Origin of the sequence: Pandoraea soli (assembly GCF_902459595.1) — a bacterium.
In the GTDB taxonomy this organism is placed as follows: Bacteria; Pseudomonadota; Gammaproteobacteria; order Burkholderiales; family Burkholderiaceae; genus Pandoraea; species Pandoraea cepalis.
Window position 1 is genome coordinate 73,623 of record NZ_CABPSG010000011.1, and the last position, 20,072, is coordinate 93,694.

Genomic DNA, 20,072 nt, shown 5'->3' on the forward strand with positions numbered 1-20,072 from the left:
GGACGTCTATGTACGGTAACGGCGGCGGTAACGGTGGCGCGAATGCGCCTGCACTCGAAGTCGAAGGACTGCAGGCCTGGTACGGCGAATCGCACATCCTGCACGGGGTGGATCTGGTGGTGGGCCGCGGCGAGGTCGTCACGCTGCTCGGACGCAACGGCGCCGGGCGCACCACCACGCTGCGCGCCATCATGGGTCTGACCGGCCAGCGTCAGGGTTCGATCCGCATCGGCGGCGAGGAGACCATTCACCTGCCGACCTACAAGGTCGCGCACCACGGCGTGGGCTACTGCCCCGAAGAGCGGGGCATTTTCGCGAGCCTGTCGTGCGAGGAAAACCTGCTTCTGCCGCCGTATATCGGCGTGCGAGGTCATCATCGCGACGACGGCGGGCGCGCAATGTCGCTCGACGAAATCTATGACATGTTCCCGAACCTGAAGGAGCGTCGCCACAGTCCCGGCACGCGCCTGTCGGGCGGCGAACAGCAGATGCTGGCGGTGGCGCGCATTCTGCGCACCGGCGCCAATCTGCTGCTGCTCGACGAGATCTCCGAAGGGCTCGCGCCCGTGATCGTGCAGACGTTAGCACGCATGATCACCACGCTCAAGACGCGGGGCTACACCATCGTGATGGTGGAACAGAATTTCCGTTTTGCGGCTCCGCTGGCCGATCGCTTCTATGTGATGGAGCACGGCAAGATCGTGGAGCGCTTCGGCGCTCCGGAGCTGGAGGCGAAGATGCCGGTGCTGCACGAGTTGTTAGGGGTATGAGGTGAGTTGCCCGGCGCGCAGGCTTGCCGGGCGATGAAACCAGGCAATCCAATCCACGAAGGAGACAAAGATGACGATGCGGATGAAGGCGTTGGCCGTTGCGGCTGCGTTAGGTTTTGCGGCGATGGCCTCACAGGCCCATGCCGACGGCAATGCAGTGAAGATCGGTTTCATTACCGATATGTCGGGCCTGTATACCGACATCGACGGGCCGGGCGGGGCGGAAGCCATCAAGATGGCCATCGCCGACTTCGGCGGCAAGGTCCTCGGCAAGCCGGTCGAGCTGGTCACCGCCGATCACCAGAACAAGGCGGACGTTGCGGCATCCAAGGCGCGCGAATGGTTCGACCGTGATGGCGTGGACATGCTGATCGGCGGCACGAACTCGGCGACGGGCCTGGCGATGAACAAGGTCTCGGCCGAGAAGAAACGCGTCTACATCAACGTGGGTGCCGGCTCGGATGCCCTGACCAACGACCAGTGCCAGCCGTACGGCGTGCACTATGCCTATGACACCGTCGCCCTGGCGCGTGGCACCGGCTCGGCCGTCGTGAAGGCCGGCGGCAAGTCGTGGTTCTTCCTGACGGCCGACTATGCGTTCGGCCACGCGCTGGAGAAGGCCACGGCCGACGTGGTCAAGGCCAACGGCGGCACGGTGAAGGGCGAGGTGCGGCATCCGCTCTCGGCTTCGGACTTCTCGTCGTATCTGCTCCAGGCGCAGTCGTCGGGCGCCCAGGTGCTGGGTCTGGCCAATGCCGGCGGCGATACCGTCAACGCCATCAAGGCCGCGAAGGAGTTCGGCATCAAGGGCAAGATGCAGATCGCCGGTCTGCTCGTGTTCATCAACGACATTCACTCGCTGGGGCTGGATAACACCGGCGGCATGTACTTGACCGATAGCTGGTATTGGGACAAGAACGACAAGACGCGCGCCTTCTCCAAGCGATACTTCGACAAGATGAAGAAGATGCCGTCGAGCCTGCAGGCCGGCGACTATTCGGCCACGATGACGTATCTGAAGGCGGTGCAGGCCGCGGGCTCGACCGACGCCGACAAGGTGATGGACGAGCTGCACAAGATCAAGATCGACGACATGTTCAGCAAGGGCTACATCCGCAAGGACGGCTCGATGATCCACGACATGTACCTGATGCAGGTCAAGACCAAGCAGGAATCGAAAGCGCCGTGGGATTACTACAAGATCGTCGCGACGATTCCGGGTGACAAGGCATTCACCACGCCTCAAGAGTCGACCTGTCCGGTCTGGAAGAAGTAAGCGCCGTTAGCACGATGCTCCGAAAGCGGCGGGACACCTGTCCCGTCGCGACCTTTCTCGCAGAGAATCGATTTCGATGGAATTACTAGGCATCCCCCTGCCGGCGCTGTTGAGCCAACTGCTGCTGGGACTGGTGAACGGCTCGTTCTACGCCATGCTGAGCCTCGGCCTGGCGGTGATTTTCGGTCTGCTCAACGTGATCAACTTCGCGCACGGCGCGTTGTTCATGCTGGGGGCCATGCTCGCCTGGATGGGCGGCAACTATCTTGGCCTTAATTACTGGGCCATGCTGATTCTCGCCCCTATCGCGGTGGGCATCATCGGTATCGTCATCGAGCGCACCATGCTGCGCTGGATCTACAAGCTCGACCACCTGTATGGTCTGTTACTGACGTTCGGCATCACGCTCGTGCTCGAGGGCGTCTTCCGCTCGATCTATGGCGTGTCCGGGCAACCCTTCGACGCCCCCGACATGCTCTCCGGCGCGACCAATCTCGGCTTCATGTTCATGCCGAACTATCGCGCGTGGGTGGTGGTGGCGTCGCTCGTGGTGTGCTTTGCAACGTGGTTCGTGATCGAGAAGACCAAGATTGGTGCGTATCTGCGCGCGGGTACCGAAAACCCGAAGCTGGTGGAAGCGTTCGGTGTGAATGTGCCGCTGATGATTACGCTGACGTATGGCTTCGGGGTGGCGCTTGCCGCGTTCGCCGGCGTGCTCGCCGCGCCCGTGATTCAGATCTCGCCGCTCATGGGGCAGTCGATGATCATCACCGTGTTCGCGGTGGTCGTGATCGGGGGGATGGGCTCCATCATGGGTTCTATCCTGACCGGTCTGATGCTCGGGATCATCGAAGGCTTTACCAAGGTGTTCTACCCGCAAGGGTCTGCGACCGTGGTGTTCGTCATCATGGTGATCGTGTTGCTGCTGCGCCCGGCAGGGTTGTTCGGCAAACAAAAGTAAGGGGCGGAACCATGCAACAAGAGACGCAACAGCGGGTGCTTTATTCCCTCCTGCTACTGGCGCTGATCGTCGCGCCGTTCGCCGGTGCGTATCCGGTATTCATCATGAAGGTGCTGTGCTTCACGCTGTTCGCTTGTGCGTTCAACCTGCTGCTCGGCTTCACGGGGCTGCTGTCGTTCGGCCATGCCGCGTTCTTCGGCAGCGCGGGCTACATCACCGGTTATGTGGTGCGCAATCTGGGGTTCACGCCGGAAGTCGGCATCATTGCGGGCGTGGCGGCCGGGGCGTTGCTTGGGCTCGTCATCGGGGTGCTGGCGATCCGGCGTCAGGGCATCTACTTCGCGATGATTACGCTGGCGTTGGCGCAAATGCTGTACTTCCTCTGCCTGCAAGCGCCGTTCACCGGTGGCGAGGACGGCCTGCAAGGCGTGCCGCGCGGTAGCCTCTTTGGCCTGCTGCCGCTCGATTCCGACCTCACGCTTTACTACGTGGTGCTGGCCATTTGCGCGTTGGGCTTCCTGCTCATCATGCGCGTCGTGCATTCGCCCTTCGGTCAGGTGCTCAAGGCGATCAAGGAGAACGAGCCGCGTGCCATCTCGCTCGGTTACGACGTCGATCGCTTCAAGCTGCTCGCGTTCGTGCTGTCGGCCACGCTCGCCGCGCTGGCCGGTTCGACCAAGACGCTGGTGCTGGGCTTCGCGACGCTGACGGACGTGCATTGGACGATGTCGGGCATGGTGATCCTGATGACGCTGGTGGGTGGGCTGGGGACGATGTTTGGGCCGGTGGTGGGCGCGGTGGTGATCGTCGTGCTGGAGAACAAGCTCGGCGACATCGGCGACTGGCTCGCGACGGCCACGGGCGTGACCTGGTTCCAGACGCTCGGCGAGTCGGTGACGATCGTCATCGGGGCGATCTTCATCATCTGCGTGCTGGCCTTCCGCCGCGGTCTGGTGGGCGAGCTGGTGGCGCGCAGCCGGTTATTCCGGCCCGCGCGCACTACGGCGCAATCGTCTTGACGGGTGCGCGGGCGCACCGGCTTGGGGCGCTCGCTCTTCACCCTGGCGCACGCGTGTCGGAAAAAACCTAATCCGTAGGGGTAAATGCTGACTTGTGGTGCATCGGGTGCTCCTTTATTCTCTCCTTCAATTCGCGTCACGGCAGGATATAGGGGCGAGGATCGAGGAGACAATAAGCGCGATAACGCGCACCGCCAAAAAGGAAGCGCTGTTGGAGAGAACTCCAACAGCGCTTTTTATATTGGGCTTCGCCGCAGTGCGAGGCCGTCATCCGCAGAAGCCCGATTCTCGTCGCTCGACAGTCCAGGTTGCATGTCCCGCCCCCCTCACGTTCCCTCATCAGCATTTTCACGCCCCCGTGCCCGGCGTTTCATTGCGGCGGTCGGTGCACGTCCCGAAAAATGCCTGTTCACCGATAGGGGGGACGGATGTTGACGAGCTGGGTGCTGACCGATTGGCTGATGCTCGCGGTCGGGGCGTTTGTGGCCGGTCTGGTCGATGCGGTGGTTGGAGGTGGGGGGCTGGTCTCCGTACCGACGCTTTTCGCCGTCTTCCCGAACGCGGCGCCGCCGTTGCTGTTCGGCACCAACAAGCTGGCCGGTATCTGGGGCACGGCATCGGCTGCGCTGCGCTATGCGCGCGGCATTCAACTGCGCTGGGCCATTCTGTTACCGGCCACCGTCGCCGCCTTCGTGTTTTCGTTTTGTGGTGCGTACGCCGTCTCCCATGTGCCGGCCGACGTGCTTCGCAAGCTGCTGCCGTTCGTGCTGACCGGCGTGGCGATCTACACCCTGCGCAAGAAGGATTTCGGGACGGTTCACGCCCCTGTGACGGGTGGTGCGGGGGTGACCCTCATGGCTATCGCCGTGGGCGGCGCCATCGGCTTCTACGACGGTTTCTTCGGCCCCGGCACGGGCAGCTTCCTCGTCTTCCTGTTTGTTCGCCTGTTTGGTCAGGACTTCGTCAACGCCTCGGCGTCGGCGAAGATCGTGAACGTGGCGACCAACCTGGCCGCGCTGTGGCTGTTTGGCATGGGCGGGCACGTTGCGTGGCAGGTTGGCCTCGGCATGGCGGTCATGAACGTGCTGGGCAGCCAGGTGGGCAGCCGGCTCGCGCTCAAGCGCGGCGTGGGTTTTGTGCGACGCATGTTTCTGTGTGTGCTCGCCGTGCTGATCGTGAAGACCGACTATGACGCATTGATTCGCGGCTGACGGGAGACCGGGCAGCATCGCGCGTGCGTAAGTGAGGCCTCGGTGGTGAAGGGGGGAAGGGGGGGAGGCGGTGCCGGGCGCCGTTCGGACGTGATCCGTTGCGGTTGAAGCCACAGGTGGGGAAACCGCACTTTACGAGAAGGCGCCGGTGCCCGTAAGATGAGCGACAATTTGCCGACTGCGCGGTCGGTTAATATCCGGCCAGCGGGTTCAACAATGGTCAGAACAACGAATTCATAATTTTTGCGAGGAGACCCAAATGAAACTGAAGTTGCTGTGCGTGGCGTCGGCGATGATGCTGGCTACGGGCGTTGCGAGCGCCCAGGTGAAGATTGGCGTGTCGCTGTCGGCGACCGGTCCGGCGGCTTCGCTGGGCATTCCCGAGAAGAACACCATTTCGCTGCTGCCGAAGACGATCGGCGGACAGTCGGTCCAGTACATCCTGCTCGACGACGCGACCGACACGACGACGGCCGTCAAGAACATGCGCAAGCTGATCAGCGAAGATCACGTTGACGCCGTGCTCGGCTCGACGGTCACGCCGAACTCCCTGGCGATGGTCGACGTGGCGGCAGAGACACAGACCCCGATGATCTCGATGGCCGCCGGCGCTGCCATCGTCGAACCGGTGGACGCCAAGCGCGCCTGGTCGTTCAAGACCCCGCAGAACGACATTCTGATGGCCACCGCCATTGCCAAGCACATGGCCGACAACGGCGTGAAGACGGTCGCGTTCATCGGCTTCTCCGACGCCTACGGCGAAGGCTGGCACAAGGAGTTCCAGAAGGCTGCCGATCTGAACAAGATCAAGGTCGTGGCCAATGAGCGCTTCAATCGTGCCGACACGTCGGTCACGGGCCAGGTCCTCAAGATCATGGCGGCCAATCCGGATGCGGTGCTGATCGCCGGTTCGGGCACCCCGGCAGCGCTGCCGCAGCGCACGCTCAAGGAGCGCGGCTACAAGGGCAAGCTGTATCAGACCCACGGTGTGGCCAACAACGACTTCCTGCGCGTTTGCGGCAAGGACTGCGATGGCACGTATCTGCCGGCCGGCCCGCTGCTCGTCGTCGACCAACTGCCCGCCGACAATCCGGTGAAGAAGTCGGCCGCTGCCTACAAGGTCGTTTATGAGAAGGCTTACGGCGCGGGCTCCATCTCGACCTTTGGCGGTCACGCGTGGGACGCTGGTCTGTTGCTGCAGAAGGCCATTCCGGTTGCGCTGAAGAAGGCCAAGCCGGGCACGGCCGAGTTCCGTGCGGCATTGCGCGAGGCCCTGGAGAACGTGAAGGACATGCCGGGCACCGCGGGTATCTTCAATATGAGCGCGAAGGACCACAACGGCCTGGACCAGCGCTCGCGCGTGATGGTGGAAATCGTCAACGGCAAGTGGAAATTGGCGAACTGATGGGCGCCGGGGCTGCCTATAGCTCACAGGCATGCCCCGCTGTCACCATCCGATGGATCTGCGGTATCTGCGCCCGGTCGGACTGATCGGGCCGGGAGAACGGGCGTTCGCGCCCGTTTTTTTTGAGCGTGGTAGTTTCGCGCTTCGCAAAGAGACGGCAGGACATGCGTTTGCGAGCGGCACCTGAGAGGCCGCATTGTCCCAACCTGATCGCCGCCGCCGGGGGGCTGGCCGGGCGATCCTTTCGAGCGTAAATCCATGACGGGCGAATTCGAACACCGCAACCTATCGTTGGTGTTGTTACAGACGCGGGAAGCGGCAATGGGGCTGTTCCGCCCCTTGCTCAATCGTTACGACATCACCGAGCAACAATGGCGTGTCATAAGGGCCGTCAACGATAGCGAATCCGGGGAAATGGAAATCGGGCAGGTCGCACGGGAGTGTTGCATCCTCAGTCCGAGCCTGTCCGGCATGCTGGAACGGATGGAAGCGTCGGGCCTCGTCATGCGCCGCCGGGTGGCTGTCGATCAGCGTCGCGTGATGGTGTCGCTGACGCCATCGAGCCGCGCGCTGTGCAAAAAGCTCGGGCCGCTGGTCGAGGCGCGCTATCGCTATCTGGAAGACAAGGTCGGGCGAGACACGCTCGCCGAGATCTACCGGCTGCTCGACGTCGTGCGCGAGGCCCTGCCGCCGGAGGTGCTGGCCGCTGCGCCGTCGCTGCCCGCCAAGCCGCGTCGCCGTCGCAAGGTCGCGGAATGATCGTTTGCGGGGTGCTTGGCTTTGCAGGGATGACCGGTGCATGCCCGGTGCTGGTAGCGCGGACGACATGGCAGGCAGCGACGTCACGGGAAACAAGACGTCGATGACTCAGTAGTCGCCCGAGTTTTACCAATGCATAATCATTTATACAATACATAATTCTGTGCACTGCCACACGGGGACCGTGGGGCGTATGGATGTGAAGGGGAACGGGGTGGCAGCGCGCTGCGCCGTGCATCACACCGGCTGTCTCGCCAGCCGGTTCAAGAAGTACTCAAACGAAGTGAGAGGAGCATGGATCTTTCGATTGCAGCCATCCTGGCGCAGGACGGCATCACCACGGGTGCGATTTATGCCTTGCTGGCATTGGCACTGGTGCTGGTGTTCTCCGTCACCCGCGTCATCTTTATTCCGCAGGGCGAGTTCGTGTCGTATGGCGCGCTCACGCTGGCGGCACTGCAAACCCAGAAGTTTCCGCTGACGAGCTGGTTGCTCGTGGCGATGGGCGTATGTACGTTCGTCGTGGAGACGGCTGGCGTCTTGCGTCACAGCGAGCGTCGCAAGCTGGCGGGGCGCTTGGTGCCGGGGCTTGCGGGCAAGTACCTGGTGTTTCCGATTGCCGCGTTCTTCGTCGTCAGGGCGCTGGCACCGATGAATCTGCCGATGCTCGTGCAGATTGCGCTCACGCTGCTGCTCGTCGTGCCGATGGGGCCGATGCTCTATCGTCTCGCGTACCAGCCGCTGGCGGAGGCAAGCACGCTGTTGCTGCTGATCGTGTCGGTCGGCGTGCACTTTGCGCTGACGGGTCTGGGGCTCGTGATGTTCGGGGCGGAGGGCTCGCGCACGCAGGCGTTCTCCGACGCCAACTTCAACATCGGCACCGTGATGGTGTCTGGCCAGAGCCTGTGGGTGTTGGGTGTCTCGGTCGTGATGATCCTGGCGTTGTACTTCTACTTCGACCGTTCGCTCTCGGGCAAGGCGTTGCGTGCGACGGCCGTGAATCGGCTGGGCGCGCGGCTCGTGGGCATCGGCACGGTGCAGGCGGGGCGTCTGGCGTTCACGCTGGCGGCCGTGCTGGGCGTGCTGTGCGGCATCCTGATCGCACCGATCACGACGATCTATTACGAGTCGGGCTTCCTGATCGGCCTCAAGGGCTTCGTGGGCGCGATCATCGGCGGTCTGGTGAGCTACCCGGTCGCGGCGCTGGGCGCCATCCTGGTGGGCTTGCTGGAGTCGTACTCGTCCTTCTGGGCGAGTGCGTACAAAGAGGTCATCGTCTTCACGCTGATCCTTCCCGTGCTGCTGTGGCTGTCGCTCACAAGCAAGCATGTGGAAGAAGACGAGGAATAAGCCGGGGCGGACCACAGAATGAAAAACAAATACTTCCTGATTTTCCTGGTGGTGCTGGCCGTGTTGCCGGTGCTGCCTGCCCCCGTGCGTTTGCCTGAGTACTGGGTAACGCTGCTCAACTACATTGGCCTGTACAGCATTGTGGCCATTGGTCTCGTGCTGTTGACCGGCGTGGCGGGTATGACGTCGTTCGGACAGGCCGCCTTCGTCGGTCTGGGCGCCTACGCGACGGCCTATCTGACGACCGCCTATGGCGCGTCGCCGTGGGTCGGCCTGATCGTCGGTGTGGTGATCACGGCGGCGGCAGCGCTTGTCATCGGCGCGATCACCATGCGCCTGTCGGGGCACTTTCTGCCGCTGGGCACGATTGCATGGGGCCTGGCGCTGTACTACCTGTTCGGCAACCTGGAGTTCCTGGGCAAGTACGACGGACTGAACGATATCCCGACGATCAGCCTCTTCGGCAAGGAATTGGCGAGCGGGCGTCAAATGTACTACCTGATCTGGATCGTCGTGGTGCTGGCGGTGGTATCGGTCAAGAACCTGCTTGATTCGCGTCCTGGCCGCGCCATTCGTGCGCTCAAGGGCGGTGGCGTGATGGCCGAGGCGATGGGCGTGAACACCGCGTGGATGAAAGTGGTCGTGTTCGTGTACGCCGCCGTGCTCGCCGCCATCTCGGGCTGGTTGTACGCGCATTTGCAACGCGCCGTGAACCCGACGCCGTTCAACCTGAACCACGGCATCGAATACCTGTTCATGGCCGTGGTGGGGGGCGTCGCGCATGTGTGGGGCGCAGTGCTCGGCGCGGCGATCCTGACCGTGCTCAAGGACTACCTCCAGAACATCCTGCCGATGCTATTGGGTGCGAATGGCAACTTCGAGACCATCGTCTTTGGCGTGTTGCTGGTGCTGCTGCTGCAATATGCGCGCGATGGCGTGTGGCCCTTCTTCGGCAAGATCTTCCCGGCGCGTCGTGTCGCGAAGGCGCCGGAGCAAGCGGATCCGCTGGGCCATCGTGCCAAGCCGGTGGTTGGCGAAGTGGTGCTGACGCTGGAGAAGGCGCGCAAGGAGTTCGGTGGCCTCGTGGCGGTCAACGACGTCTCGTTCCAGGTCAAAGCGGGCGAGATCGTGGGGCTGATCGGGCCGAACGGCGCGGGCAAGTCGACCACGTTCAACCTTGTGACCGGCGTGCTGCAGGCCACCCGCGGCGAGATCTCCTTCCTCGGCGAGCGAATCGATCGGCTGCCGTCGCGCGAGATCGTCAAGCGCGGAATTGGCCGTACATTCCAGCACGTGCGCTTGATGCCGCAGATGAGCGTGCTCGAGAACGTCGCGATTGGCGCCTATCTGCGAGACAAGAACGGGCTGCGCCGACGTCCCCAGGGGGGCGTGTGGTCCAGCGTGCTGCGTCTTGATCGTCAGGAAGAAGCCATGTTGCTGTACGAAGCCAAGCGGCAGATCGAGCGCGTGGGTCTTGGCGCGCATATGTATGACGAGGCGGGTAGTCTCGCGTTGGGCCAGCAGCGTATTCTGGAAATTGCACGCGCATTGGCGTGCGATCCGACGTTACTGCTGCTCGACGAGCCGGCGGCCGGTTTGCGCTACAAAGAGAAGCAGGCCCTGGCCGATTTGCTCAGGAAGCTCAAGGACGAAGGGATGAGCGTGCTGCTGGTCGAGCACGACATGGACTTCGTGATGAACCTGACCGATCACCTCGTCGTGATGGAGTTCGGCACCAAGATCGCCGAGGGCCTGCCCGAAGACGTGCAGAAGAACCCGGCGGTGCTCGAAGCGTACCTGGGAGGAGTGGAGTGATGGCAGACGCGATTCTGGAGGTCAAGGACCTCGCCGTGGCGTACGGCAAAGTCGAAGCGGTGCACGGTGCGCATCTGCGGGTGGGGGCGGGCCAGATCGTCACCGTGATCGGTCCGAACGGAGCGGGCAAATCGTCCATGCTCAACGCCATCATGGGGGCGTTGCCGCACAACGGCTCCAGCCGTGGGAGCGTGGCGTATCTCGGTCACGAGATGTCGGCGCTGGGCATCGAAGCCCGCGTGGCCCGCGGCATGTGTCTGGTGCCGGAAAAGCGCGAGTTATTCTCGACGATGACCGTCGAGGACAACCTGTTGCTGGGGGCGTACCGTCGCAAGCGGGCGGGGGAGAAGAACTTCCTCGACCAGATGGAAGTCGTCTACGCCCTGTTCCCGCGTCTCAAAGAGCGCCAGAAGCAGCAAGCGGGGACCTTGTCGGGCGGTGAGCGCCAAATGCTCGCGGTGGGCCGTGCATTGATGGCCAAGCCGCAGTTGCTGATGCTCGATGAGCCCAGCCTCGGGCTGGCGCCACTGATCGTCAAGGAAATCTTCCACATCATCAGCGACTTGCGTAACACCGGTGTGGCCACGCTGCTGATCGAACAGAACGCCCGCGCGGCGTTACAGGTGGCCGATTACGGCTACGTCATCGAGACGGGCGAACTGGCGTTGGAGGGCCCGGCGCAGGAACTGGCCAGCAATCCTAAAGTCATCGAAACGTATCTGGGGCTGGCGAAGAAGGCTGCCTGAAGGGCGTCGCTTGGCGCGTTGGTACCCCCGGAGAGCCCGCCAGTTTGGCGGGCTTTTTATATCCGGAGATCGAAAGGCCCGCTGTCGGTGACTGTTATCTGCCCCTATTTTTTGAAGAAGTGAGGGGCGTCATCCGCAGCGCTGGCGGACTCACTTATTCACAGTTGCTTGTGGATATTTGCAGCACCGCAAAATCCATGGCGCACTGCCGCAATAAGGGGTTTGGCGATATCTTCGAGAATCTTGTGGAAATGACATTTGAGGTTATCCACAGAAAAGCAAATTCCCGAAAGCGATTTTGGAGGTAAGAGGGCACCTGTGGATACGCTGCTTTCAAAGCACGCTGCCAGGAGGCGCTTTCGATTTTCAAGCGTCGTTTTCGTATCCCAGGTTTTCACGTAGAGCGTGATGGGGAATGGTGAGACAGAAACGCCGCGTCCCTGCAATCAGGTGTCGTGCTCTCATCCATCCGGGCAGTGGGGATTGTCGGCACCCTGATTGCGCTCCACTTCAAGTCACTCCATCGGGGCACCGCCAATCCCCGCCACTCCAACGTTCGGGTTCCCAACCGCGTCCACCATTGAAGTCCGTGCGCGCTGCCAAGGTCAGCGGTTTGCCGATGCGCTCAGTTACCAGTTACCGGGAAGATGGGGAAAGGGGGGCGGTGAAGTTCGAGGGCGGAGTGGTACAGGCGTGCCTTTACCTCACGAAGCACCGTCGCACCGGTCGAACCAACCCAGCAACGTTTCACGTGAAACACAGCACGACGATCTGACGATGGTTGGACTCGGGCAATGGATTGGCGGAGATTGCCGGTGCCCTGACGGAGCGACTTTCAAGTGGGGCGCAGTCGGGGTGCCGGTGATCTTCGCTGCTCGGAGGTGAGTGAGGGTGAGGGCGGAATACGAGTGTGGGGTGGTGCAGTCTTACCGGCACCGCACAGCCAGGCCAAAACATCCGCCGAATCGGCTCCCGACCACGTTTCACGTGAAACACAGCACGACGATCTGGCGATGGTTGGACTCGGGCAATGGATTGGCGGAGATTGCCGGTGCCCTGACGGAGCGACTTTCAAGTGGAGCGTAGTCGGGGTGCCGGTGATCTCCGCTGCCCGGAGGTGAGTGAGGGTGAGGGCGGAATACGAGTGTCGGGTGGTGCAGTCTTACCGGCACGTCGCAGCCAGGCCAATACATCCGTCGAATCGGCCCCGGCCACGTTTCACGTGAAACACAGCGCGACGATCTAGCGGTGGTTGGACTCGGGCAATGGATTGGCGGAGATTGCCGGTGCCCTGACGGAGCGACTTTCAAGTGGAGCGTAGTCGGGGTGCCGGTGATCTCCGCTGCCCGGAGGTGAGTGGGGGCGACGGCGGAATTCAAGGTTGGGGTGGTGCAGGAAGACCTTCGCCACGCTTCAGAACCCAAGCATCCACCCATCCAACCCAGCGACGTTTCACGTGAAACCGTCCCCAATACCGTCGTTTTGCTAATGTTCCACGTGAAACACCTCAGTGGTTACAAATGATGCACCGCAATACCGCTATAATTTCGCCATTACCGAATCCAGAGAGTTTGCCGTAAGCGGCAAAATGACGATGCTTTATCCGACCGAGTTCGACGTGATCGTAGTGGGCGGCGGCCATGCCGGCACAGAGGCTGCGCTCGCCTCCGCCCGCATGGGCTGCAAGACGCTGCTGCTCACCCACAACATCGAGACCCTCGGTCAGATGAGCTGCAATCCCTCCATCGGCGGGATCGGCAAAGGCCATCTCGTCAAAGAGGTCGATGCACTGGGCGGGGCCATGGCCGCCGCGACCGACGAGAGCGGTATCCAGTTTCGTATCCTGAATTCGTCCAAAGGGCCGGCCGTGCGCGCCACCCGTGCGCAAGCCGACCGGATTCTCTACAAGCAGGCTATCCGCCATCGCCTCGAGAATCAGCCCAATCTCTGGCTCTTCCAGCAAGCCGTCGAAGACCTCATCGTCGAAGGCGAACGTGTCGTCGGTGCCATCACCCAAGTGGGGCTGCGGTTCCGCGCCCGCGCTGTGGTCCTCACCGCCGGCACCTTCCTCGACGGCAAAATCCACGTCGGGCTGAACAACTACGTTGGCGGGCGCGCCGGAGACCCGGCCGCCATCAGCCTGTCCGCTCGCCTCAAAGAGTTGAAACTGCCGCAAGGCCGGTTGAAAACCGGTACGCCGCCGCGCATCGACGGCCGCTCCATCGACTTCTCCGTCCTCGAAGAACAGCCCGGCGACCTCGATCCCGTCCCCGTGTTCTCGTTCCTCGGCCGCCCCGAACAACATCCGCGCCAAGTGCCGTGCTGGGTCACGCATACCAACGAGCACACCCACGAGATCATCCGCGGCGGACTCGACCGGTCGCCCATGTACACCGGCGTCATCGAAGGCGTCGGTCCGCGCTATTGTCCGTCCATCGAAGACAAGATTCACCGCTTCGCCGACAAGACATCGCACCAGATCTACCTCGAACCCGAAGGCCTCACGACCAACGAGTTCTACCCCAACGGCATCTCCACCAGCCTGCCGTTCGATGTACAGCTCGAACTCGTCCGCTCGATGAAAGGCATGGAGAATGCCTACATCCTGCGCCCGGGCTATGCCATCGAATACGACTACTTCGATCCCCGTGGGCTGCGCAGCTCGCTCGAAACGCGCGTCATTGCTGGGCTCTTCTTCGCGGGTCAGATCAACGGAACAACCGGCTACGAAGAGGCTGCCGCCCAAGGGCTGCTCGCCGGCATCAACGCCGCGTTGCAAGTACAAGGCCGCGATGCCTGGTGCCCGCGCCGCGATCAGGCGTACCTCGGCGTGCTCGTCGATGACCTGATTACGCGTGGCGTCTCCGAGCCCTACCGCATGTTCACCAGCCGCGCCGAGTATCGCCTGTCGCTGCGCGAAGACAATGCCGACATGCGCCTGACCGAAGTCGGCCGCGAACTCGGTGTCGTCGACGATATTCGCTGGGAATCGTTCTGCCGCAAACGCGACGCTGTTTCACGTGAAACAGAACGCCTCAAATCGACGTGGGTCACACCGAAAACCTTCCCGGCCGACGATGCCGTGCCGCTGCTCGGCAAAGCCATCGACCACGAATACTCCCTGGCCGATCTGCTGCGTCGCCCGGAAGTCGGCTACGACGCCCTCATGGCAGTGCAGGGCGGCCGCCTTGCCGCTGAAGCACCGCTCTCCGACGATCCGCTGCAAGCGAACCAGATTCGCGAGCAGATCGAGATCGCCGCCAAGTACCAGGGCTACATCGACCGCCAGGCCGACGAAATCGTACGCAAGGAAGCCAACGAAAACACAGTGCTGCCGGCCAACATCGACTACAACGAAGTTCGCGGGCTGTCGATCGAAGTGCGCCAGAAGCTGGGAGCGCAGCGGCCCGAGACACTGGGCCAGGCATCGCGCATCTCCGGCGTGACGCCCGCCGCGATCTCGCTGCTGATGATCCACCTTAAGAAGGGTCTCGGACGCCGTCGCGCGTCAGGAGAAGCGACCGCAGCCGCCGATGACGGCGACGCACACGCAGCCTGACGCGGAGCCCTCATGACCGATCCGCGACGTTCCGCCGCCAACGGCGGCAATGACCTGGCTGTGCTCTTGGCCGACGGCATCCGGCAACTCGGCCTGTCCATCAGCGAAGAACAACAGCGGCGCCTGCTCGACTATCAGGCGTTGCTGGCGAAATGGAATGCCTCGTTGCAGATGACCTCCATCCGCGATCCCCGCCAAATGGTCGTCAAGCACCTGCTCGATTCGCTCTCCATTCTGCCTCGCCTTGACCGTGAGCCGATTTCACGTGTGCTTGACGTGGGCTCAGGCGGCGGACTACCCGGCGTGGTGCTCGCGATCGTGCGGCCCGACTGGCAAGTGACGGTCAACGACATCGTGCACAAAAAAACAGCGTTCCTCACCCAGGCCCGCGCGACATTCAAGTTGACCAATCTGACGGTCGTGACCGGCCGGGTCGAGTCACTCGTTGTGGGCAAGGAAGTGAGCGCACCTTTCGACGCTATCGTGTCGCGCGCCTTTGCTGAGCTAACCGATTTCGTCACCCTCGCGGGAGCCTTGCTGGCTCCCGATGGCAGCTTCTGGGCCATGAAAGGCGTGGCGTCCGAGAGCGAACTCGCGCTGCCTAACGGCTACGCACTGGTTGAGCGTCTGGCCCTGAACGTCCCATTTCTCGACGCCGAGCGTCATTTGCTTCGCGTGAAGGTAACAGCATGAATAAGATGACCCGCTGGACAGGGGCCGTCATGGTCAGTTTTTCGGTGGTTGCAGCGGTCGCATGGGGGCAATCGGGACAAGAATCGCTGACGACACGCGTGCGCCCGGTGCAGAAGATCGACAAAGCGCGCTACATCGGTACCTGGTACGAAATAGCACGCTACCCGAATTTCTTCGAGCGAAAATGTGTGTCTGACGTGACCGCGCAGTATGCCGCGCGACCGGACGGACGGATCGAAGTCACCAACCGTTGCCGCAAGGACGACGGTAGCTGGGTCAGCGATACCGGTCTGGCACGTACCGACGGGCAGGGCACCGGCACGGCGCGCTTCAAGGTGACGTTCGCGCCGCAATGGTTGCACTGGATTCCCTGGCTTTGGGCGAACTACTGGGTTATCGTGCTCGACGACGACTATCAGTTTGCCGCTGTCGGAGAGCCCGGTCGCGAGTACCTCTGGGTCCTCTCGCGAACGCCGTCGATGGACGACAACGCACTGAATCAAATGCGTGCCCAGTTGCGCAAGCAGGGCTACGACACTGACAAACTGGTGTTGACGCCCCAAAAGGCGGGCACCCCAGGCGCGCCGCCCGCCGGCGCGTCTGACGCCGGTCAGCGAAGGTAGTAACTGAGCTTTGCTCAGATAATCGAATTTGCGGGACGGAGCGAATAGCGCACGCGGGGCCTCAGCCAGTCAGCGGTCGCTGGCGGCACGGCGCGTTCGCACCGGGTTCATCCCGGCATCATCTGCATCAATCGCATCAACACGGCAGCATTCGGAGGACTACATCGGCATGGCGAAAATTTTCTGCGTGGCCAATCAGAAGGGCGGCGTCGGCAAGACGACCACCACGGTGAACCTCGCTGCCGGACTGGCGTCGCACGGGCAGCGTGTCCTGTTGGTCGACCTCGATCCGCAGGGCAATGCGACGATGGGCAGCGGCATCGACAAAGCCGCTCTCGAATCGAGCGTGTACGAGGTGCTCGTCGACGGTGCCGATGTGGTCGCGAACTGCCAGCGCTCGGAGTCGGGGAGTTATGATGTGCTGCCCGCGAACCGTGAACTCGCGGGGGCGGACGTGGAACTCGTCTCGCTCGAGAATCGCGACACGCGATTGAAGCTGGCGCTCGCCAAAGTCGACGACGCGTACGATTTCGTCCTCATCGACTGCCCGCCCACGCTCTCGCTGCTCACCCTCAATGGGTTGTGCGCGGCGCACGGCGTCATCATTCCGATGCAGTGCGAATATTTCGCGCTCGAAGGATTGTCGGATCTCGTCAATACGATCAAGCAGGTGCACGCGAATCTGAACCGCGATCTGCAGGTGATTGGCCTGCTGCGCGTGATGTTCGATCCGCGCATCACGCTGCAGCAACAAGTCTCGGACCAGCTCAAGGAGCACTTCGGAGACAAGGTATTCAACGCGATCATTCCGCGCAATGTGCGACTCGCCGAAGCGCCGAGCTACGGCATGCCGGGCGTCGTCTTCGATCCCGCATCGCGTGGCGCGAAGGCGTATCTGCAATTCGGCGCGGAAATGATCGCTCGCATCCAAACTATGTAAGGCGCATTCGCGCAGGAACGCATTGACATGGCGACCAAGACCACCGCACTGAAGAAAAAGGGCCTGGGCCGCGGCCTCGAAGCCCTGCTCGGCGCCCACGCCGATAATCACAACGGCGCGACCGACGCGCGCGCCGACGGCGCACCGTCGGTCATGGCGCTCGAGCGCCTTCAGGCCGGCAAGTATCAGCCTCGCACGCGCATGGATGAGGGCGCATTGCAGGAACTCGCCGCGAGCATTCGCGCGCAGGGCCTGATGCAGCCGATTCTGGTGCGTCCCGTCGATGGTGAGAAGTACGAAATTATTGCGGGCGAGCGACGTTTTCGTGCCGCACGTATCGCCGGACTGGCCGAAGTGCCGGTGCTCGTGCGCGACGTGCCCGACGAAGCTGCCGCCGCGATGGCGCTCATCGAGAATATTCAGCGCGAAGACTTGAATCCGCTCGAAGAAGCGCAAGGCATTCAGCGCCTGCTCGGCGAATTCAACTACACGCACGAGCAAGCCGCCGAATCGCTCGGCCGCTCGCGCAGCGCGGTGTCGAACCTGTTGCGCCTGCTCAATCTCGCGCATCCGGTGCAGACGATGCTGCTCGCGGGCGATCTCGACATGGGGCACGCGCGTGCGCTGCTCTCCGTCGACGCCGCCACGCAGATCACGCTCGCCAATCAAGTGGTGAACAAGCGCCTGTCGGTGCGCGACACGGAGCGCATCGTCAATGCGTCGCTCAAGCCGCAGGGAGACGGGATTCGTCGTCGCTCGGCGGAAGAGGGCGGTCGCGACGTGACGCGTCTCGAAGAAGAGTTGTCGGATTTGCTCGCGTCGAACGTCAAGATCAAGGTCGGCCGCAAAGGCGCCGGACAACTCATGATTGAATTCGGCAGCCTCGACTCGCTCGATGGCATTCTCGCGCGCATTCGTGCCGAATGACGTCGGTGTGCTGAGCGTCCTGTCGTGAGCGATCCCGCCGGCAAGTCCGTGGAGCCGACGCAGGCGAGCCCGTCGCAGACGTCGGCCGTGGCTGCGTCATCGTCACCGTCACAGCACGGCACCGCAGCAACGCGCGCATTGCGCGCCCTGCGTGCAACCTACGAGCGTGTGCGTGGCGATCGCGTGCTGGTCATTCTGCTCGTGGGATTCGTCGCCTTGCAGGTTGCCCGGCCTGCGAGCCTTGGGGAACTGTTCGCACGCATCGATCAGCACACGATTCTCACGCTTGCCGGCTTGCTGATGCTCACGCGCGCGATCGATCAGAGCGGCTTCCTCGATTGGCTTGCCCAGCGGTTGCTGCGGGCGTTTCGCACCGAGCGACGTCTCGCGCTGTTGATGGTGGCGTTCGCTGCCGCCCTCTCCACGCTGCTGACCAACGACGTCGCCCTCTTTGCCGTCGTGCCGCTCGCGCAGTCGCTCGCACGCATTGCGCCGGTGCGGATTGAACGGCTGATCATCTTCCTCGCGCTGGCGGTCAATGCCGGCTCGAGCCTCACGCCGCTCGGCAATCCGCAGAATCTCTTCCTCTGGCAGCACAGTGGCATGGGCTTCGGTGCTTACGTCGTCATGATGACGCCTCTGACGTTGGCGCTCATGGCCGTGTTGCTCATGACGTGTGCGATGGCGTTCGATTCCCGTGTCCTGCATTTTCAGCGGCGCGGCCCCGCGCATGACGTGCGGTGGCCGTTGCTGTGGGTCGCCCTGGCGCTGTTCGTGGCGTTCGTGGTGCTGGCGGATCACGGCGCTGCCACCTGGGCCTGCGCGGGGGTGGCGGCCGTCCTGCTGGTCGCACGGCGCAACGCGGTATTCGGTATCGACTGGTTGCTGCTCGCCATCTTCGTGCTGATGTTCGTGGTGCTGCGCGGTGTGGCCGGGTTACCCGAGGTGCGCGCGACGCTCGGTCAGGTGGATTTGTCCGGATCCGGCATGGCCTATGTGGGGGCCGCGGTGCTGTCGCAGTTCATCAGCAACGTTCCCGCCGCGATCCTGCTCGCGGAGTACAGCCACAACTGGCCGGCACTTGCGCATGGCGCGGCGGTCGGTGGCTTTGGCCTTGCAATCGGTTCGTTGGCTAACCTGATCGCATTGCGCATGGCGAAATCGGACAGGATCTGGTGGCGCTTTCATTGGCTCTCCCTCCCGTTTTATCTGGTGGCGCTGTGCCTCGGGTATGTTGCCCTCAAATGGGGATAATCGCGCACCGAATGCCGTCAAGCCGCAGCGATTGCGCAGCGTTTGCGGCATTTACCGCACTGCACCATGAGGAAAATCGGGCTCCTTGAGAGTTGGCGCCAAATCGGAGCATGCACTGCACAATTTCGGCGAATTTGTTGCGTGTTTCGATTGACTGGGGTTCGTAATTTCCCGTAAAATCTCGCGGATTTATCTGCTTGAAGAGCCCATTCGTTTTGCACGAGTCGGGCGGGGAGGCTACGAGATGACCGACGAAAAGCGGTCGAACTTGGAACCGAAACCGCAAGCGCCGGCACGTGCAACATCAGAGGGTTGGGACGACGAGCAGGCGCAAGAAACCATCGTTCCGCTCACACGTGCGCAGGCTGAGCGCCTGTTCGGTCCCGATGTGGGGCGCGTGTCCCGTGTGACTCCATTCAGGGTGGTGGGAGCCCAGGTACTGCTGTCGCTGGTAGCGGCGCTGGCCTGGTGGTTACTCTCGGCATCGCCACGAGACGCGGCGGTGTCCGCATGGCTGGGTGGAATGATCGGTTGGTTGCCGGGCGCATTGTTTGCGCTGCGGCTAAGAATGTCAGGTGATCGCCTCTCCGTCGGTTCGTTGATGGTGGGAGAGGCGGTCAAGGTAGCAACGACGATTGCGTTGTTTGTGGCCATAGCCTTCGGCTACCCAGGAGTTCACTGGATAGCGTTGCTGGTCACCTTCGTGCTCACGCTCAAAGTCTATTGGCTTGCGATGGCACTGAAGTAGCGGTGAGAATCCGCTC

At 62.5% G+C, this 20,072-nt stretch carries 18 protein-coding genes; 17 read left to right on the top strand and 1 reads right to left on the bottom strand.

Translation table 11 applies throughout. The annotated features are described in order from the left end of the window. Positions 1 to 8: 8 nt before the first annotated feature. The 10 genes from PSO31014_RS17735 to PSO31014_RS17780 all read left to right on the top strand — a co-directional run bounded on the left by PSO31014_RS17735 (position 9) and on the right by PSO31014_RS17780 (position 11,312). Complete coding sequence (locus tag PSO31014_RS17735; protein ID WP_150552881.1) at positions 9 to 770, top strand: ABC transporter ATP-binding protein; 762 nt, start codon at positions 9 to 11, stop codon at positions 768 to 770. 76 nt (positions 771 to 846) lie between these two features. Further along, complete coding sequence (locus PSO31014_RS17740) at positions 847 to 2,046, top strand: ABC transporter substrate-binding protein (protein ID WP_150552882.1); 1,200 nt, start codon at positions 847 to 849, stop codon at positions 2,044 to 2,046. 76 nt (positions 2,047 to 2,122) lie between these two features. Next, positions 2,123 to 3,007 carry a branched-chain amino acid ABC transporter permease gene (locus tag PSO31014_RS17745; protein WP_150552824.1) on the top strand — a complete coding sequence of 295 codons (885 nt, stop codon included), beginning with the start codon at positions 2,123 to 2,125 and terminating at the stop codon, positions 3,005 to 3,007. A gap of 11 nt (positions 3,008 to 3,018) precedes the next feature. After that, positions 3,019 to 4,026, top strand: coding sequence for a branched-chain amino acid ABC transporter permease (locus PSO31014_RS17750; RefSeq protein ID WP_150552825.1), 1,008 nt, complete (start codon positions 3,019 to 3,021; stop codon positions 4,024 to 4,026). A 428-nt stretch (positions 4,027 to 4,454) separates the two neighbouring features. Then, the gene (locus PSO31014_RS17755; protein ID WP_150552826.1) at positions 4,455 to 5,237 is read left to right on the top strand and encodes a sulfite exporter TauE/SafE family protein; all 783 of its coding nucleotides are present in this window, start codon (positions 4,455 to 4,457) and stop codon (positions 5,235 to 5,237) included. Between the two features lie 259 nt (positions 5,238 to 5,496). After that, positions 5,497 to 6,642, top strand: coding sequence for an ABC transporter substrate-binding protein (locus tag PSO31014_RS17760; protein WP_150552827.1), 1,146 nt, complete (start codon positions 5,497 to 5,499; stop codon positions 6,640 to 6,642). A gap of 258 nt (positions 6,643 to 6,900) precedes the next feature. Further along, positions 6,901 to 7,401, top strand: coding sequence for a homoprotocatechuate degradation operon regulator HpaR (gene hpaR / locus PSO31014_RS17765; RefSeq protein WP_150552828.1), 501 nt, complete (start codon positions 6,901 to 6,903; stop codon positions 7,399 to 7,401). 294 nt (positions 7,402 to 7,695) lie between these two features. Further along, positions 7,696 to 8,751 carry a branched-chain amino acid ABC transporter permease gene (locus PSO31014_RS17770; protein ID WP_150552829.1) on the top strand — a complete coding sequence of 352 codons (1,056 nt, stop codon included), beginning with the start codon at positions 7,696 to 7,698 and terminating at the stop codon, positions 8,749 to 8,751. Between the two features lie 18 nt (positions 8,752 to 8,769). After that, entirely contained in the window at positions 8,770 to 10,566 is a 1,797-nt protein-coding gene (locus tag PSO31014_RS17775) for a branched-chain amino acid ABC transporter ATP-binding protein/permease (RefSeq protein WP_150552830.1), read from the top strand. After that, positions 10,566 to 11,312, top strand: a complete 747-nt coding sequence (locus PSO31014_RS17780; RefSeq protein WP_150552831.1) for an ABC transporter ATP-binding protein — start codon at positions 10,566 to 10,568, stop codon at positions 11,310 to 11,312. Before PSO31014_RS17775 ends, PSO31014_RS17780 begins: the two co-directional genes overlap by 1 nt. 158 nt (positions 11,313 to 11,470) lie before the next feature. On the opposite strand, the gene PSO31014_RS17785 is transcribed toward PSO31014_RS17780, so the two are convergent. After that, on the bottom strand, positions 11,471 to 11,758 hold the full coding sequence (locus PSO31014_RS17785; protein ID WP_150552832.1) for a hypothetical protein: 288 nt from the start codon (positions 11,756 to 11,758) through the stop codon (positions 11,471 to 11,473). A gap of 1,148 nt (positions 11,759 to 12,906) precedes the next feature. Here PSO31014_RS17785 and mnmG point away from each other — a divergent pair. The 7 genes from mnmG to PSO31014_RS17820 all read left to right on the top strand — a co-directional run bounded on the left by mnmG (position 12,907) and on the right by PSO31014_RS17820 (position 20,056). Further along, on the top strand, positions 12,907 to 14,871 hold the full coding sequence (gene mnmG, locus PSO31014_RS17790; RefSeq protein ID WP_150552833.1) for a tRNA uridine-5-carboxymethylaminomethyl(34) synthesis enzyme MnmG: 1,965 nt from the start codon (positions 12,907 to 12,909) through the stop codon (positions 14,869 to 14,871). 12 nt (positions 14,872 to 14,883) lie between these two features. Continuing rightward, complete coding sequence (gene rsmG, locus PSO31014_RS17795) at positions 14,884 to 15,564, top strand: 16S rRNA (guanine(527)-N(7))-methyltransferase RsmG (RefSeq protein WP_150552834.1); 681 nt, start codon at positions 14,884 to 14,886, stop codon at positions 15,562 to 15,564. Next, positions 15,561 to 16,187, top strand: a complete 627-nt coding sequence (locus PSO31014_RS17800; RefSeq protein WP_150552835.1) for a lipocalin family protein — start codon at positions 15,561 to 15,563, stop codon at positions 16,185 to 16,187. Before rsmG ends, PSO31014_RS17800 begins: the two co-directional genes overlap by 4 nt. Before the next feature lie 169 nt (positions 16,188 to 16,356). Beyond that, complete coding sequence (locus tag PSO31014_RS17805; protein WP_150552836.1) at positions 16,357 to 17,127, top strand: ParA family protein; 771 nt, start codon at positions 16,357 to 16,359, stop codon at positions 17,125 to 17,127. Between the two features lie 27 nt (positions 17,128 to 17,154). Then, positions 17,155 to 18,054 carry a ParB/RepB/Spo0J family partition protein gene (locus tag PSO31014_RS17810; RefSeq protein WP_150552837.1) on the top strand — a complete coding sequence of 300 codons (900 nt, stop codon included), beginning with the start codon at positions 17,155 to 17,157 and terminating at the stop codon, positions 18,052 to 18,054. A gap of 138 nt (positions 18,055 to 18,192) precedes the next feature. Beyond that, on the top strand, positions 18,193 to 19,308 hold the full coding sequence (locus PSO31014_RS17815; RefSeq protein ID WP_150552883.1) for an SLC13 family permease: 1,116 nt from the start codon (positions 18,193 to 18,195) through the stop codon (positions 19,306 to 19,308). A 244-nt stretch (positions 19,309 to 19,552) separates the two neighbouring features. After that, positions 19,553 to 20,056: an ATP synthase subunit I gene (locus tag PSO31014_RS17820; protein WP_150552838.1), complete on the top strand. Its 504-nt coding sequence runs from the start codon at positions 19,553 to 19,555 to the stop codon at positions 20,054 to 20,056. Positions 20,057 to 20,072 lie beyond the last annotated feature (16 nt).

What these genes read in the sequence shown, in the direction of transcription:
- PSO31014_RS17760 (WP_150552827.1), top strand. Translation starts at nt 5,497, where the DNA reads ATGAAACTGAAGTTGCTGTGCGTGGCGTCGGCGATGATGCTGGCTACG.
- PSO31014_RS17780 (WP_150552831.1), top strand. Translation starts at nt 10,566, where the DNA reads ATGGCAGACGCGATTCTGGAGGTCAAGGACCTCGCCGTGGCGTACGGC.
- PSO31014_RS17735 (WP_150552881.1), top strand. Translation starts at nt 9, where the DNA reads ATGTACGGTAACGGCGGCGGTAACGGTGGCGCGAATGCGCCTGCACTC.
- PSO31014_RS17775 (WP_150552830.1), top strand. Translation starts at nt 8,770, where the DNA reads ATGAAAAACAAATACTTCCTGATTTTCCTGGTGGTGCTGGCCGTGTTG.
- hpaR (WP_150552828.1), top strand. Translation starts at nt 6,901, where the DNA reads ATGACGGGCGAATTCGAACACCGCAACCTATCGTTGGTGTTGTTACAG.
- PSO31014_RS17820 (WP_150552838.1), top strand. Translation starts at nt 19,553, where the DNA reads ATGACCGACGAAAAGCGGTCGAACTTGGAACCGAAACCGCAAGCGCCG.
- PSO31014_RS17750 (WP_150552825.1), top strand. Translation starts at nt 3,019, where the DNA reads ATGCAACAAGAGACGCAACAGCGGGTGCTTTATTCCCTCCTGCTACTG.
- PSO31014_RS17740 (WP_150552882.1), top strand. Translation starts at nt 847, where the DNA reads ATGCGGATGAAGGCGTTGGCCGTTGCGGCTGCGTTAGGTTTTGCGGCG.
- PSO31014_RS17755 (WP_150552826.1), top strand. Translation starts at nt 4,455, where the DNA reads ATGTTGACGAGCTGGGTGCTGACCGATTGGCTGATGCTCGCGGTCGGG.
- PSO31014_RS17800 (WP_150552835.1), top strand. Translation starts at nt 15,561, where the DNA reads ATGAATAAGATGACCCGCTGGACAGGGGCCGTCATGGTCAGTTTTTCG.
- PSO31014_RS17805 (WP_150552836.1), top strand. Translation starts at nt 16,357, where the DNA reads ATGGCGAAAATTTTCTGCGTGGCCAATCAGAAGGGCGGCGTCGGCAAG.
- PSO31014_RS17810 (WP_150552837.1), top strand. Translation starts at nt 17,155, where the DNA reads ATGGCGACCAAGACCACCGCACTGAAGAAAAAGGGCCTGGGCCGCGGC.
- mnmG (WP_150552833.1), top strand. Translation starts at nt 12,907, where the DNA reads ATGCTTTATCCGACCGAGTTCGACGTGATCGTAGTGGGCGGCGGCCAT.
- PSO31014_RS17745 (WP_150552824.1), top strand. Translation starts at nt 2,123, where the DNA reads ATGGAATTACTAGGCATCCCCCTGCCGGCGCTGTTGAGCCAACTGCTG.
- rsmG (WP_150552834.1), top strand. Translation starts at nt 14,884, where the DNA reads ATGACCGATCCGCGACGTTCCGCCGCCAACGGCGGCAATGACCTGGCT.
- PSO31014_RS17770 (WP_150552829.1), top strand. Translation starts at nt 7,696, where the DNA reads ATGGATCTTTCGATTGCAGCCATCCTGGCGCAGGACGGCATCACCACG.